The 14085-nt window shown below is 59.8% G+C and carries 13 protein-coding genes; 8 read left to right on the top strand and 5 right to left on the bottom strand.

The features are described from left to right. Window positions 1-49 precede the first annotated feature (49 nt). Window positions 50-835, top strand: coding sequence for a sulfite exporter TauE/SafE family protein (locus tag AA0535_RS07085; RefSeq protein WP_264815236.1), 786 nt, complete (start codon window positions 50-52; stop codon window positions 833-835). A 102-nt stretch (window positions 836-937) separates the two neighbouring features. Here the strand turns inward: AA0535_RS07085 and AA0535_RS07080 are convergent, their stop codons facing one another. The 5 genes from AA0535_RS07080 to AA0535_RS07060 are packed head-to-tail and all read right to left on the bottom strand — an operon-like array spanning window position 938 to window position 4329. Continuing rightward, entirely contained in the window at window positions 938-1366 is a 429-nt protein-coding gene (locus AA0535_RS07080; protein WP_264815235.1) for a molybdenum cofactor biosynthesis protein MoaE, read from the bottom strand. Then, window positions 1363-1605: a MoaD/ThiS family protein gene (locus AA0535_RS07075; protein ID WP_264815233.1), complete on the bottom strand. Its 243-nt coding sequence runs from the start codon at window positions 1603-1605 to the stop codon at window positions 1363-1365. The genes AA0535_RS07080 and AA0535_RS07075 overlap by 4 nt, the downstream gene beginning before the upstream one ends. Window position 1606: 1 nt before the next feature. Next, complete coding sequence (moaC, locus tag AA0535_RS07070; RefSeq protein WP_264815231.1) at window positions 1607-2083, bottom strand: cyclic pyranopterin monophosphate synthase MoaC; 477 nt, start codon at window positions 2081-2083, stop codon at window positions 1607-1609. A 1-nt stretch (window position 2084) separates the two neighbouring features. Continuing rightward, on the bottom strand, window positions 2085-3140 hold the full coding sequence (moaA, locus tag AA0535_RS07065; RefSeq protein WP_264815230.1) for a GTP 3',8-cyclase MoaA: 1056 nt from the start codon (window positions 3138-3140) through the stop codon (window positions 2085-2087). Then, on the bottom strand, window positions 3130-4329 hold the full coding sequence (locus AA0535_RS07060; protein ID WP_264815229.1) for a molybdopterin molybdotransferase MoeA: 1200 nt from the start codon (window positions 4327-4329) through the stop codon (window positions 3130-3132). The genes moaA and AA0535_RS07060 overlap by 11 nt, the downstream gene beginning before the upstream one ends. Window positions 4330-4877: 548 nt before the next feature. On the opposite strand from AA0535_RS07060, the gene AA0535_RS07055 reads away from it, so the two are divergent. The 7 genes from AA0535_RS07055 (at window position 4878) to AA0535_RS07025 (ending at window position 14084) form a co-directional block, all read left to right on the top strand. Further along, entirely contained in the window at window positions 4878-6002 is a 1125-nt protein-coding gene (locus AA0535_RS07055) for an HlyD family secretion protein (protein ID WP_264815228.1), read from the top strand. Continuing rightward, window positions 5999-7579 carry a DHA2 family efflux MFS transporter permease subunit gene (locus tag AA0535_RS07050; RefSeq protein ID WP_264815227.1) on the top strand — a complete coding sequence of 527 codons (1581 nt, stop codon included), beginning with the start codon at window positions 5999-6001 and terminating at the stop codon, window positions 7577-7579. Before AA0535_RS07055 ends, AA0535_RS07050 begins: the two co-directional genes overlap by 4 nt. 32 nt (window positions 7580-7611) lie before the next feature. Beyond that, the gene (locus AA0535_RS07045; protein WP_373319293.1) at window positions 7612-9195 is read left to right on the top strand and encodes an efflux transporter outer membrane subunit; all 1584 of its coding nucleotides are present in this window, start codon (window positions 7612-7614) and stop codon (window positions 9193-9195) included. Between the two features lie 96 nt (window positions 9196-9291). Then, on the top strand, window positions 9292-10797 hold the full coding sequence (gene zwf, locus AA0535_RS07040; protein ID WP_264815226.1) for a glucose-6-phosphate dehydrogenase: 1506 nt from the start codon (window positions 9292-9294) through the stop codon (window positions 10795-10797). A 112-nt stretch (window positions 10798-10909) separates the two neighbouring features. Further along, complete coding sequence (locus tag AA0535_RS07035) at window positions 10910-12718, top strand: glycoside hydrolase family 15 protein (protein ID WP_264815225.1); 1809 nt, start codon at window positions 10910-10912, stop codon at window positions 12716-12718. A 266-nt stretch (window positions 12719-12984) separates the two neighbouring features. Further along, window positions 12985-13440, top strand: coding sequence for an NADH-quinone oxidoreductase subunit A (locus AA0535_RS07030; RefSeq protein ID WP_127101781.1), 456 nt, complete (start codon window positions 12985-12987; stop codon window positions 13438-13440). Window positions 13441-13442: 2 nt separating this feature from the next. Continuing rightward, on the top strand, window positions 13443-14084 hold the full coding sequence (locus tag AA0535_RS07025) for an NADH-quinone oxidoreductase subunit B (protein WP_023979422.1): 642 nt from the start codon (window positions 13443-13445) through the stop codon (window positions 14082-14084). Window position 14085: the final 1 nt, after the last annotated feature.

Here is a 14085-nt window from a genome sequence, read left to right as displayed (position 1 = left end):
TATGGCCTAGTCGCGCCTCACGCCACCCGACGCCCATCAAGGCCCCCCTATGTCATTGCTTGCCGATCTGAATCTGCTTTTCGTCCTCTCCGGTCTCGGGGTCGGCTTTCTGGTCGGCATGACCGGAGTCGGCGGCGGCTCTCTCATGACCCCGTTGCTGATCCTGTTATTCAAGGTGCATCCCCAGGCGGCGGTGGGCACAGACCTGCTCTATGCCGCGATCACCAAATCCGTCGGAACGCTGGTTCATGGGCATCGTGGCGCTGTTGAATGGCGTGTGGTGCTGCGCATGCTGGCAGGCAGCCTGCCTGCCACGGTGATATCCCTGGTTTTCCTGCACTGGTATGGCAGCCCGTCTCACGACACGACCCGCCTTGTCTCCACGGCCTTAGGTGTTGCCCTGCTGATCACCGCGCCAAGTGTGTTCTTTCGCAAGGAATTGCAGGAATGGTCGCATCGCCATGCGGGAGAGTTGTCAGCGCGCAGTGCGGCAGCGTTGACCGTCATATTGGGGGCTGTGCTGGGTGTGATGGTCACGCTGTCTTCGGTCGGTGCCGGGGCAATCGGCATGACCGTTCTGATCCTGCTCTATCCCAATCTCAGCACCGCCCGTCTCGTGGGGTCGGATATCGCCCATGCCGTGCCGCTGACGCTCATTGCCGGTATGGGGCATTGGTGGCTGGGCGCGGTCAAGATTCCCATGCTGGTTTCGCTGCTTTGCGGCTCGATCCCTGGCATCGTGCTTGGCAGCCTTTGCGTCGGGCAGGTCAATGAGCGCGTTCAGCGCACAGTGCTCGCTGCCGTGCTCTTCATTGTCGGTTGGCGGCTGGTCTGAGTTCCCCCCAGAGGGTTTGCCGGAGGGCGACAGCCCACCGGCTAGAAATGGATCATAGCCCCCACGTCATGCGGCGAGGGAGTGGTCCTTCCTCTGCGTGTTTCAGAGTTCGGTATCGTGACAGGCGATCCATTCAGAATGACCGTCGGCATAGCGTTCACGTTTCCAGATGGGCACACGGCGCTTGAGTTCGTCGATCACGAAGCGGCATGCCAGGAAGGCGCCGTCGCGATGCGCGGCTGATACCCCGATCCAGACGGCCATATCGCCTATCGCGAGACTGCCGAAACGGTGAATGGCTGAAGCGGCAATGATCTCGAAGCGCGTTTCGGCCTCACGCAGGACCGCCAGGGCTTCGGCTTCGGCCAGAGGGCGGTAGGCCTGATAATCCAGCCCGAGCACATCCTGCCCGTCACTGTGATTGCGCACCCAGCCTTCGAAACTGCAATACCCGCCTGCCTCATCGCGCCTCAATGCGTGAGCGAATGCTGTGGTATCGATGGGCTGATCTGTCAGAAGAAACGCGCTCATCCGCCCGATACCGGTGGAATGAACACGATATGATCGCCCTCACTGACGGGCTGATCCCAGGAGGCAAAACGCGCATTTACCGCCACGCGCAAACGCGCGCGCGGCAGGGTGAAGCCGCGCGCGTGGGCGAGAGCATCGTAAAGCGCGGCGAGATCGGATGCCTCGGTTCGCAGCGTTTCGCTCTGACATCCTGCCTCGTCACGGAGCAGGGCAAAATATTCGAGTGTCACGCTGGCCATGTCAGCCTGCTCCGAAATCACGCTTGCCACCGCTCTTGCCCATGAGGCGAACATTTTCGATCACCATGTCATGGCTGAGTGCCTTGCACATGTCATACAGGGTGAGGGCAGCAATGGTGGCGCCGGTGAGGGCCTCCATTTCCACACCCGTCTTGCCTTCGCATTTCACACGGCAATCGATGAGCGCGGTGTATCCCTCAATGGTGATGTCGAGCTTGCACCCGGTCAGGGCGAGGGGGTGGCACAGCGGTATGAGCTGTGCGGTCGATTTGGTCCCCATGATCCCGGCAAGCTGTGCCACGGTCAGCACCGCACCCTTGCTGGTCATATAGCCGGACTCGGCAAGGGACTGGGCGACATCGGGGGGGAAACGCAGCGTGGCGCGCGCATGGGCCTCGCGCCGGGTCACCTGCTTGTCGCCGATCTCGACCATACGAGGCCGCTCGCCGTTTTCATCCACATGGGTCAGGGATGTCATCTCAGCCTCCTATATAATACATCTCGATGCGCTCTTGCGGGTCATGCGCCCCTCCCGCCCGAGGCGCAGGCGCCCCGTCATGACGTTGCTCACTATAGCGATCCGTGCGTCCCTGCCAGATAGCGCGCAGCAGGGCCTCGAGGGCGTCATCTGAGTTCTGGGCCAGGACCGGGCGCAGATCTGTGCCCTGACTGGCAAAGAGGCATGTGAAGATCTGCCCCTCCGATGAGAGACGCGCGCGCGAGCAATCGCCACAGAACGGGGCGGTCACAGAGGAAATGAACCCGATCTCGCCGCCGCCATCCATGAACCGATAGCGCCGCGCCACCTCACCCCGATAGAGCGGGGCCAGTGCCTCGACAGGCCAGGTCTCGGCGATGCGGGACAGGAGCTCGGCTGAGGGCACCACCTCGCCTTGCGACCAGTGATTGCGGGTGCCAACATCCATGTATTCGATGAAGCGCAGGGTGACCCCGCTATGACGGAAGCGCGCCACCAGAGGCAGGATTTCGTTTTCATTTACCCCACGCTGGATGACGGTATTGATCTTGATCCCGCCGGGGAAGCCGCGTTCCGCCGCCTGGTCGATGGCAGCGAGAACGGTTTCGACCTGAGCGCGTCCGCCGCTCATGCGACTGAAAATGACGGGATCGAGGGCATCGAGACTGATGGTAAGCCGGGTCAGACCAGCCGCGTGCAGCGCGTCGAGATGGCGGCTGAGGAGCACCGCATTGGTCGTGAGCGCCACATCATCGATGCCGTCAAGCGCTACGAGGCGGGCAACCAGATCGGACAGCCCCGGTCTGAGGAGCGGTTCCCCTCCGGTCAGACGCAATTTGCTGACACCCAGCCCGGCCGAGACACGCGCTATGCGGGTGATCGCCTCGAAATCGAGCCGTGCTGCGGGGTCGAGAAAAGCGAAATCGTCATGGAACACCGATTGCGGCATGCAATAGGGGCAGCGAAAATTGCATCGGTCCATGACCGAGATGCGCAGATCATGCCAGGGTCGCGCAAGACGATCACGCGGCTCGGCGCGGGTCGTCTCACCACGCATGAAAAACCAGACCGGTCCCTGCGGAAAGGGGGGTATCGCCTGGCGGCAAGGTTACGAGACCATCTGTCGCGCCGAGCCGGTTGAAATCGCCGGAAGTCGTCATGGGGCGGGGATAGGCCAGCGTCCGGCCCCGATCGTCATGATCGAGACGCACAGGGACGAAGCGTGTCATGGTCGCGATGGGGGTGAGCGGCTCAGCAAGCACAACGTGGCGGGGCGGCAGGGTCACGCCCTGGGCATGCAACAGAGCCGGTACGACATGACGGCTGCAGCAGGCCAGAGCGGAAACAGGATTGCCGGGCAGGGCAAAGACCGGCTTGCCGGATTTGCCAATGCCGAACCAGAACGGCTTGCCCGGTCGTTGGGCCACCTTGTGGAAGATCCGCTGCACACCCAGCGCTGCCAGCGCCTTGGGAACGAAATCGAAGTCGCCCATGGAAACCCCGCCGCTGAGCACCAGAACGTCATGGCTATCGAGCGCTTCACCGAGTTTCTGCGTCAGGATTGCCAGATCGTCGGGCAGGGTCAGCAATGCGTGCTGTGTGAGACCCCTGCGTGCGAGCGACGCCGCAATGGCATAGTCGTTTGAGCGTCTGATCTGCCAGGGAGCGACGGGCGCGTCGGGCGCTACCAGTTCATCCCCGGTCGAGATGATTCCGATAGAGGGGACAACCGAGACAAGAGGCTGGCTGATCCCGTTTGCGGCCAGAACCGCCATCTCGGGCGGAGACAATATCAAACCGCTCTCAAGAAGCAGCGCACCCGTAGCGCAATCGGCTCCCATTGGGTGGATGTGCTGCCCGCGTTTTGGAGTGACGCCCTCCTTCAGGATGAGCGCGTTTCCTTCCCGACAGTAATCCTCACGCGGGATAACGGTATCAGCGCCGTGGGGCAGGACCGATCCAGTCATCACGGCCAGCGCCGCCTCATGGCCCGGGCCGAGGGTCAGGGGAGGGTGCCCGGCCGCTTGGGTACCGCTCAGAACCCAGCCTGCCTGTCCGTCGCACCAGGAGACCGCAATCCCATCGAGTATCACCCGGTCATAAGGCGGAAGAGCGCGCTCGGCATGGATCGGCTGACGCAGCACACGCCCGCAAGCCGCCCCCAGCGGGACGGATTCAGCCGGAAACGGCGCTACGGCCTCTCGAATGAGTCGTTCGGCCATATCCAGGGGCAGGAGATCACTCATGGGCATTCCATATGGGCTGCAGGAACACAGGCGCCAGTGCGCCTCGCCACTATCCTGCATAAAAAAAAACCTGATGCCGCAGGAAAGACCGGGCCTCAAGGGCGAGCTGAGTGAAAGCGTCTGCTCAAGGACGATCGATCCGTCAGATGCGCCACCGTGGACGCCGCGTTCATCTCTCGGATTGCGTCAGCGCTCCAGGGGAGGGGCGCAGCAACGCGGATAAGCGGTAGCCGTGAGGGTGTATGGCTGATCTCCGGGTCTGTGTCTTTCCCGTAACAGAAAAAGGAGTTCGTCCAGTGACATGTTTCGGGGGTGCAACCTCTTCTCATCACTGGGACTTGATCTGCGGAACGTTGAATGAGGGGCATGTGAAGGTTTCGGGAAAGGTCAGACATTCTCTGCAACAGATGATTGATGGCCTCTGGAAGCTATGCTAGTTCATGACCGAACCGAACGGTCATTTTCAGATCAGGCGATGAGATTTCGGGGTAACGGACCCAAAAACTGAGTTGCTTCGGGCAAAGCGGGGCAACGCCGAGAGGATGCACATGGCGCAGGGCGACGAGCAGGATAATCGCGCATCGCAGGGTGATGACGGTAAGAACGACAATCAGAACAACAAGAAGAACGGGGGCAAGAAACGCAGCCCGCTTCTGCGTGTGATCCTGATTCTCGTGGTCATTGTCGTGGCGATCGCCTGGCTTGGGTACTGGTTGCTGACACGCAACCAGATCGAAACGGATGACGCATACACGACAGGGCGCAAGGTTTCGATCGCCCCGCATGTCAACGGTTATGTCACGCAGCTTCTGGTCAACGACAACCAGTTCGTCCATGCCGGACAGCTCCTGGTCAAGATCGATGACCGTGACTACATCGCCTCGCTGCACAAGGCCGAAGCCAGCATTGCGCAGGCCCAGGCGAATTTCGCCGCAGCAACCCAGATGGTCATGGTTGCCAGGCAGAACTTTCCCGGTCGTCTGATTGCGGCCAAGGGCGCGCTGGCTTCGGCGCAGGCTCAGCTCTTCAAGGCCGAAACGGATTACCGCCGCCAGCACAGCGTGTCGCGTGCAGCGACCACCCAGCAGGATATCGATTATTCGAAAGCGGCCCTCAATCAGGCCCAGGCCGAAGTGATGCGCGCCGAGGGTGAATTGCAGCAGGCTACCCCCGTCAAGCCGAATATCGAGAACCAGGAAGCCACGATGAAGCAGCAGAATGCTGCTCTCAAGGCCGCTGAGGCCGATTTGGTGCAGGCCCAGCTCAATTACGGCTGGACCGAAGTGCGCGCCCCGCATGATGGCTGGATCTCGCAGCGTAATGTCGAGCAGGGCGATTTCGTCCAGACGGGTCAGAAGCTGTTCTCGGTTGTCGAGCCTGAAGTCTGGGTCGTGGCCAATTACAAGGAAACCCAGATCACAAAGATGCGTCCCGGGCAGAAGGTAGAGATCGAGGTCGATGCCTATCCCGGCCTGTCCCTGCACGGCCATGTGGACTCGATCCAGCTCGGTGCCGGATCGGCCTTCAGTGCCTTCCCGCCCGAGAACGCGACAGGCAACTTCGTGAAGATCGTCCAGCGCGTGCCGGTCAAGATCCTGATCGATAGCGGGCTGGACCCCAACGTGCCGCTGCCTCTTGGTGTCTCTGTCGTGCCGACGGTGACCGTCCAATGAGCGACGCGTCCAGCGAAAACAACCATGCCGACTGGAAGCCCAAAGCCAACCCCTGGTTGATTGCAGTGGTTGTGACGCTGGGCGCCTTCATGGAGGTGCTCGACACCACCATCATCAATGTGGCGCTCCCGCATATTTCGGGCGCGCTTGGCAGCTCCTATGACGATGCCACCTGGGCGCTCACCTCCTATCTCGTGGCAAACGGAATCGTGCTGACCATCTCCGCATGGTTCGGCAAGTTGCTGGGGCGCAAGCGCTACTTCCTGATCTGCATTGCCATGTTCACGGTCTCGTCTTTCCTGTGTGGATTGTCGACGAGCCTGCCCATGCTGATCGTCTTCCGCCTGATGCAGGGTTTCTTCGGGGGTGGGCTCCAGCCGAACCAGCAATCCATCATCCTTGACACCTTCCCTCCCGAGAAGCGCGGCGCGGCTTTCGGTCTGACCGCCATTGCCACCATCGTGGCTCCCATTCTCGGGCCGTTGCTCGGGGGATATCTGGTCGATAACTACTCATGGCGCTGGATTTTCTACGTTAACGTGCCTTTCGGCATTCTGACGTTGATAGGTGTTTCGGCTCTTGTCGAAGATCCGCCATGGGAAAAGCAGAAGCGCGAGAAAGTCGACGTTATTGGGATCTGCCTGATCTCTCTCGGTCTGGGCTGCCTGGAAGTCATGGCCGATCGCGGTGAGGACGATGACTGGTTCGGCTCTAACTTTATCATCATCATGGCCGCGCTCGGTGTGGCCGGTGTAGTCGGGGCCGTCATCTGGTTGCTGCGCGCCAAGAACCCGCTGCTGAATCTGGCCATCTTCAAGGATCGCAATTTCGCTGTCGGGACGTTCCTGATGGCCATGGTCGGTGGGTTGCTTTACGCCTCCGCCATCATCGTGCCCCAGTTCGCCCAGCAGGTCCTTGGCTATACCGCCACGATCTCAGGCGAGGTTCTGGCACCTGGCGGCGCGGTGATCATCTGTCTAATCCCCATAGTCGGAAAGCTGATGGGCTTCATTCAGGTGCGCAACCTGATCGCTTTCGGCTTCTTCCTGATGGGGCTGGCCATGTTCTATTCGGCCCATCTCGTTCCCACCACAAGCTATGCCCATCTGGTGGAATACCGAATTTTCCAGACCTCGGCCCTGGCCTTCCTGTTCGTGCCGATTTCTACAATCGCCTATTCGACCCTGCCCAAGGAACTGAACTCCGACGCGTCGGCCATGTTCAGCATGTCGCGCAATTATGTCGGATCGCTGGCCATTTCGTTGGCCACGGCGGCAATCACCGAGACGAAGCAGGTGCGCCAGAGCCTGATGGCCCACTGGTCATCCGACTATAACGCCAATGGTCAGGACTATCTGAACACGGTGCAGAAGGTAGCGACCGATGCAGGCATGACCTCATCGGCGGCGCATCAATACGCCATTCACAGTTACTATCAGAGCTTCATGCAGCAGGTTTCCATGGTCGCCTATAACCAGACATTCATGGTGATCGGCATCATGGCGTTCTTCGTCGTTCCCTTCTGCTTCCTGCTCTCCCCTGTGGCCAAGAAAGGCCCGGCCGGAGGTGCCCATTGATGACCCCATTCACGAATTTCCGGAGCCCCGCCTTGAAGACAGGCCGTTCCCCGCGCGCACTCATGCTGTGCGGTGCTTCTTTCGCCATGGCCATCACGCTTGGAGGCTGCGTGGGCCCCAAATACCAGAAGCCCGATCTATGGTCGCCCAACCAGTATGATATGCATGCCCATGCGGGTAAGGCGGGGAGCGAGACCACACCGGATGCGCCCGATGTCAACTGGTGGAAGATCTTCAACGATCCTACCCTGACCTCGCTGGAGACACGTCTCGCCACGCAGAATCTGAGCATCCAGCGGTCGACCACCCAGCTTGCCCAGAGTCGCGCCCAGCTTCTGATGGCGGGTGCCGAGCGCTTCCCGGGTCTTTCGGCCAGCGGGTCCTATACGCGTTCGCAATACAGCACGAAGTCGCTCCAACGCATCCTTTCCAGCGTCGCCAAGGATAATGCGACGGCGCTGGGCCAGCAGAACGCCACGTTGCTCGACCAGAGCGTAGGCGATGCCACGATCCCGGTTCTGAACCAGTGGAAATACTCGATCGATGCCTCGTATGAGCTCGATATCTGGGGGCGTGTTGCCCGGCAATATGAGGCCGCCAAGGCCGATCTGCAGGCAAGCGACGAGCAGCGCCGCGGCGTGCTGATCGCGCAGCAGGCCGACATGGCGAATGACTACCTTACGCTGCGTGGTCTTCAGGAGCAGCTTCGAATCACGCGGGCGAACCGCGACACGCAGGTCCGGACTCTCTCTTTGGCGAAGGAACGCCAGAAGACCGGGCTCGTGACCGAGCTCGACGTGACCAGCGCAGAGAGCCAGCTTGACTCCACCACTGCCCAGATCGCGCAGCTGGAGCAGCGCGTTGACCAGCAGATCAATGCGATTAGCCTCCTTCTTGGCTCTCCGCCGGGAACGCTCAATGACGAGCTGACACGTACGGCAGGCATTCCGGTCGTGCCGCCGCGCGTGCCAGTAGGGGTGCCGTCCGAGTTGGCAAAGCGCCGCCCCGATATTCGTCAGGCTGAAGCGCAGCTTCACGCCGCTGTGGCGAATGTGGCTGAGGCCGAGGCCGAGTTCTATCCCAAGATTACGCTCAGTGCCGATTTCGGTCTGCAATCGCTCTCCTTCCGCGATCTGGGCTTCTGGAATGCGCGTGCCTGGAATCTCGGCCCGTCTATCTCATTGCCGATCTTCCAGGGCGGCCGTCTGCGGGGGCAGCTTCAGCTCAAGCGCTACGCGCAGAAGGAGGCAGCCATTACCTATCGTGAGACCGTGCTCGAGGCCTGGCGCGATGTCGATAATGCGCTGATCGCCTATCGCGACGAGCAGCGCCGACGCGACGGGTTGCAGGCAGCCGTTGCTGCAGGGCAGCGCGCGCTCGATCTGTCTCAGGATCAGTATCGGGGTGGTTTGACCAACTATCTGAATGTGCTGTCAGCCCAGCGTGACCTGCTTTCGGCGCAGCTTCAGCTGGCTGACAGCACCACCACCATCGCAAGCAATCTGGCTCGTCTTTACAATGCATTGGGTGGCGGATGGGAAACGCAATTCCCGCAAGACAAGCCGGAAGATGCAACGATCCGTCAGTTGGGTGGCGATAGTCCCCGTCACGGCTGATCACGTTATTGTTTGAGATCGCGAAAATAAGTCGACGATCTATTGGTGTCGGATAAGCTTTTCCATCTTGCTCATTGAGAAAGATGGAGGAGCATCATGTCGATAACCACTGACCAGCTTCAGAATGTCATCGGGCAAGCCTCCGGATCTCAACCCTGCAAGCTGGTCATTTTCGGGGCAGGGGGCGATCTGACGCGACGCCTGCTTCTCCCTTCTCTCTATGATCTTGCCGTAGCCGACGCTCTGCCGACCGATTTTCAAATCCTCGCCGTCGATCGGCCCGAGCAGACCGGTGCCGAATGGGCCTCGCGACTTTTCGGCCTTGCCGAACAGGATGCCAAGGATCCTTCGGCCGAGTTCTCCTGCCCCAACCTCGATCGTTCCGTCTGGGACAAGGTGACAGCCGGGGCGGCCTATCTGTCGGGCGATTTCACCCAGAACGAGATTTTCGATCGGCTGGGCGAGGCAATTGGAACCGGCAACGTCATTTTCTACATGGCGGTCGCTTCACGCTTCTTCTCCCGGATCGCCTCCGGGCTGGGGCGCGCCGGTCTGCTCAGGGAAGACGGCTATTTCCGTCGCATCGTGGTCGAGAAGCCCTTCGGTCACGATCTGGCTTCGGCCCGTGTTCTCGACTCTGAGTTGCGAGCTCAGGCCCAGGAAAGCCAGATCTACCGGATCGATCATTTCCTGGGCAAGGAAGCCAATCAGGGCATCATGATCGCGCGTTTCTCGAACGTCCTGTTCGAGCCGATCTGGCGGCGGGAATATATCGACCATGTTCAGATCACCGCCTCCGAGACCATTGGTGTCGAGAAGCGCGGCGCATTCTACGAGCGGACCGGCGCGCTTCGGGACATGGTTCCCAATCATCTCTTTGTGCTGCTCAGTCTCATTGCCATGGAGCCGCCTTCATCGCTTGCTGCCGAGGCGGTGCGGCAGGAAAAGACCCGTCTGCTCCAGGCCGTCAGACCCATCCTGCCCGAAGATTACGTTTCGGGTCAGTATGCGGAAGGTGTTCTCAACAATGCCGATGTGCCGGGGTATCGCAACGAACCGGGGGTAGCGCCTGACAGTCAGACAGAGACCTATGCCGCCATGCGGTTGTTCATCGATAACTGGCGCTGGGGCGGTGTGCCTTTCTATCTGCGCACGGGCAAGCGGCTTTCGGGGCGTCGGACCGAGATCAATATCGTCTTCAAAAAGCCACCTTACGCTCTTTTCAATCAGGATATGAATGATCCGCGTATCGGCAATGTCATCCGTTTTCTGCTCGATCCCGTCAGAGGCGTGTCCATCGATTTCGATGCCAAGCAGCCTGGGCTGGAAGAAGTGGTCTCTCCTGTACGCAGCACGTTTCTTTACGACGACTTTTTCAGGAAGGAGCCAAATGTCGGTTATGAAGCGCTGCTGCATGACTGCATGGCGGGAAACCAGATGCTGTTCCAGAGCGCCGAGACGATCGAGGCTTCCTGGGCAGCGATCGACGGGATCGTCAATCCCGACAGGGCGCCTTTCCTTTATCCAGCCGGGTCGCAGGGACCCGAAGAGGCAGATACCCTGCTGGCGCGCGATGGCCGACGCTGGCTTTCCGTGACCTGACCACGCCTGGCCTTAACGTGCATGGGGGCGTTGTCCCCGCACAGGCTACACCCTTCCTCCCCCTTAATCAGCCCGATGAAACCGGGCTGGGTCGAAAGAACTGATGATGAGTATGGCGATAGAGAATCATGCCGTGATCGGCGATCTGAGAACGACAGCGCTGGTAGCGCTTAACGGGTCGATCGATTTCATGTGCTGGCCCCGGTTTGATTCTCCGAGTGTTTTTGCTTCCCTTCTGGAGCCGAGTGCCGGATTTTTCGAATTGGCTCCGGTGCTTGAAGGGGGGAGGTTTCGTCAGTTCTACGTTCCGGACACGAACGTGCTTCTGACCCGTGTTCTCTCACCTGAAGGGGTGAGCGAGATTTCCGACTTCATGACGCTGGCCCCTGATTACCCCGAACAGCGCGTGATCAGGCGCGTCAAGGCCGTGCGTGGCACGCTGAAATTCCGTCTGCATTGTGCGCCGCGTTTCGATTACGCGCGGGTGGGGCACAGAACGCGTGTTCTGAATGACCGTGTGATCCTGTTCGAGCCCTTGCGTGACGATCTGCCGACACTGCGTATCAGTTCGACGATCCCCATGAAGATCGTCGAGGGCGATGCCTGCGCGGAGTTCGTGCTCGAGCTGAACGAGACAGCCACCTTCATGCTCGACAGCGTGACCCATGACGAGAATCTCTGTTTGGAGGATCACTGGACGTCGAACGCGTTCAAGGCGACCGCCAATTACTGGACCAACTGGGTGGCGCGCGCCGAATATCATGGGCGCTGGCACGACCATATCACTCGTTCGACACTGGCGCTCAAGCTACTGACCTCAGCGGAATACGGATCAATGGTGGCAGCGGCGACGTTCGGCCTGCCCGAGGATCCGGGCGGGGTGCGGAACTGGGATTATCGCTATTGCTGGATCCGGGACTCTTCCTTCATGGTTTATGCGTTCATGAAGACGGGACACACGGAGGAAGCGACTGCTTTCATACGCTGGTTGCATCAGAGGCGCCTCGAGGCCAAGCCGGGCGAGGCCCGTCTCAAGGTCATGTACGCGATCGATGGTCAGGACTTCGTGCCCGAGACCGACCTGCCCCATTTCAGAGGATTCCGCGAGTCCCGTCCGGTGCGTATCGGCAACGGGGCGGAGGACCAGCTTCAGCTCGATATTATCGGCGAAATGATGGATGCCGTCTATCATGCCGATCGCCACTGTGAGCGTATCAGCTGGAAGGCATGGGAATCCATCGCTGAGGGGATAGACTGGCTCTGCGTCAACTGGAACCAGCCCGATGAAAGCATCTGGGAGGTGCGGGGAGGGAAGAAGCACTTCCTGTTTTCCCGCATCATGTGCTGGGTGGCGCTCGACCGGGCGATCAGAATGGCCGAAGAACGGGGCCTCCCGGCGCGAATTGCGGTCTGGATACGTGAACGCAATGCCATCTATATGGATGTGCAAAATAACTTCTGGAATGAAGAGCTTCAGTATTACGTGCAGTACAAGGGCGGGACTGCAATCGATGCTTCCTGTCTTTTCATGCCGCTTATGGGTTTCATCGGCGATCACGACACGAGATGGCAGGCTACTCTGAGGGCTGTAGGCGAACAACTGCTCGATGACAGCCATGTGTTCCGCTATCATGTTGCCGAGGGCGATAATGAAGATGGGCTGGAGGGCCGCGAGGGCACGTTCACCATGTGCTCCTTCTGGTATATCGAGTGCCTGGCGCGTTCGGGTGACTTGCTGATGGCACGGTTTCTCTTCGACAAGATCCTCTCCTATGCCAATCATGTGGATCTTTTTTCGGAGGAAATCGGACCAGCGGGTGAGCACCTTGGCAATTTCCCGCAGGCCTTTACTCATCTCGCCCTCATAAGGACCGGTCAGTATCTGGATCAGGCCCTGTCTCGTGAAAATGCGAGAAGTTGAGAATAAATATCAACAAGTTTCTGGACAAAATTTGTCCAGAAATGCCTCAAGTTGATAACTGATATCAACAAAAACAGGACTGTTTAAATACTAATAATCACGGGTTCGTGTGCTCCCCTTCAGGTGATAGGCAGGGACTTGATGTGATGCTAGGCAATGGCGCAGAAAAAAACCTCACGACCACTGGCAACTTGCATGCGGATAGGCGTTTCACGCCCTGAGCACACGCAGGCCTGTGGTCCCGTCGGGAATAGGTGGTTGCGCCAGTGTCTCAGTTTCTCGCAGATCATGCTCTAGCGATCTACGTGGCCTTTACGGTCATTTTCCTCTGCATCGTGGTGGCGCTGTCAGCTGCTCTTGGCCCTCGTCGTGTCGGTGCGGCACGCGGTCGCTCGATGAGCCTCCCTTATGAATCAGGTATTCTCTCCACCGGTTCGGCGCGCATTCGCCTGCCGGTGCAGTATTATCTGCTGGCCGTGTTCTTCGTCATTTTCGATGTCGAGGGCGTGTTCATCTATTCATGGGCCTCCGTGGTGGTCGAGGCCGGCTGGGCCGCCTTCATCTCGGTCGTGACCTTCGTCGTCTTTCTGACGCTTGCTCTGGTCTATCTCTGGCGCAGCGGCGCCCTTGAATGGGGCCCCAAGCACCGCCGTATGCCGGTCAAGGTGCCGCCCAATTCCCCCGTCGAACTTGTCAAAATCCCCGAGCGCGAGGTCGTATAACGATGACTTGGACTCTTACCTCCGCCGTCGGCGAGCCCCGTCTGCAATCCCCTGAAGAACTACTGGCGCACGAGGACGTGCGCCGTAATCTTGTTGTGGGCAAGCTGCAGGATTTCATTTCCTGGGGGCAGAAGAACTCGGTCTGGCCGTTCAACTTCGGCCTGTCCTGTTGCTACGTGGAAATGGCGACGGCCTTTACCAGCCGCTACGATATCGCGCGCTTCGGGTCCGAAGTGTTGCGTGCCACCCCTCGTGAGGCCGATCTGATCGTGATTGCGGGCACTGTGTTCCGCAAGATGGCTCCCATCGTGAAGTATCTGTACGACCAGATGCTCGAGCCGCGCTGGGTCATTTCCATGGGTTCCTGCGCCAATTCGGGCGGTATGTACGACATCTACAGTGTTGTGCAGGGTGTCGACAGCTTCCTTCCCGTCGATGTGTATGTGCCGGGCTGTCCGCCGCGCCCCGACGCCCTGCTTGAGGGGCTGATGCTGCTGCAGGACTCCATCGGCAAGCAGCGCCGTCCGCTCAGCTGGATGGTGGGCGATCAGGGTGTGACCAAGGTGACGCCTGCCAGCATGCGCGACCTCAAGCGTGAAGAGCGCATGGCGGTTACCAAGCTGCGTACGCCCGACACGATCTGAG

The sequence above is a fragment of the Asaia krungthepensis NRIC 0535 genome, assembly GCF_025995175.1.
Taxonomy (GTDB): domain Bacteria; phylum Pseudomonadota; class Alphaproteobacteria; order Acetobacterales; family Acetobacteraceae; genus Asaia; species Asaia krungthepensis.
This window is presented reverse-complemented; position numbering and strand designations above follow the sequence as displayed.

Bases quoted from the DNA above. Each gene is read 5' to 3' on its own strand.
- moaC (WP_264815231.1), bottom strand. From the start codon at position 2,083: ATGACATCCCTGACCCATGTGGATGAAAACGGCGAGCGGCCTCGTATG.
- AA0535_RS07080 (WP_264815235.1), bottom strand. From the start codon at position 1,366: ATGAGCGCGTTTCTTCTGACAGATCAGCCCATCGATACCACAGCATTC.
- AA0535_RS07025 (WP_023979422.1), top strand. From the start codon at position 13,443: ATGACTTGGACTCTTACCTCCGCCGTCGGCGAGCCCCGTCTGCAATCC.
- AA0535_RS07060 (WP_264815229.1), bottom strand. From the start codon at position 4,329: ATGAGTGATCTCCTGCCCCTGGATATGGCCGAACGACTCATTCGAGAG.
- AA0535_RS07085 (WP_264815236.1), top strand. From the start codon at position 50: ATGTCATTGCTTGCCGATCTGAATCTGCTTTTCGTCCTCTCCGGTCTC.
- AA0535_RS07050 (WP_264815227.1), top strand. From the start codon at position 5,999: ATGAGCGACGCGTCCAGCGAAAACAACCATGCCGACTGGAAGCCCAAA.
- zwf (WP_264815226.1), top strand. From the start codon at position 9,292: ATGTCGATAACCACTGACCAGCTTCAGAATGTCATCGGGCAAGCCTCC.
- AA0535_RS07075 (WP_264815233.1), bottom strand. From the start codon at position 1,605: ATGGCCAGCGTGACACTCGAATATTTTGCCCTGCTCCGTGACGAGGCA.
- AA0535_RS07035 (WP_264815225.1), top strand. From the start codon at position 10,910: ATGGCGATAGAGAATCATGCCGTGATCGGCGATCTGAGAACGACAGCG.
- moaA (WP_264815230.1), bottom strand. From the start codon at position 3,140: ATGCGTGGTGAGACGACCCGCGCCGAGCCGCGTGATCGTCTTGCGCGA.
- AA0535_RS07055 (WP_264815228.1), top strand. From the start codon at position 4,878: ATGGCGCAGGGCGACGAGCAGGATAATCGCGCATCGCAGGGTGATGAC.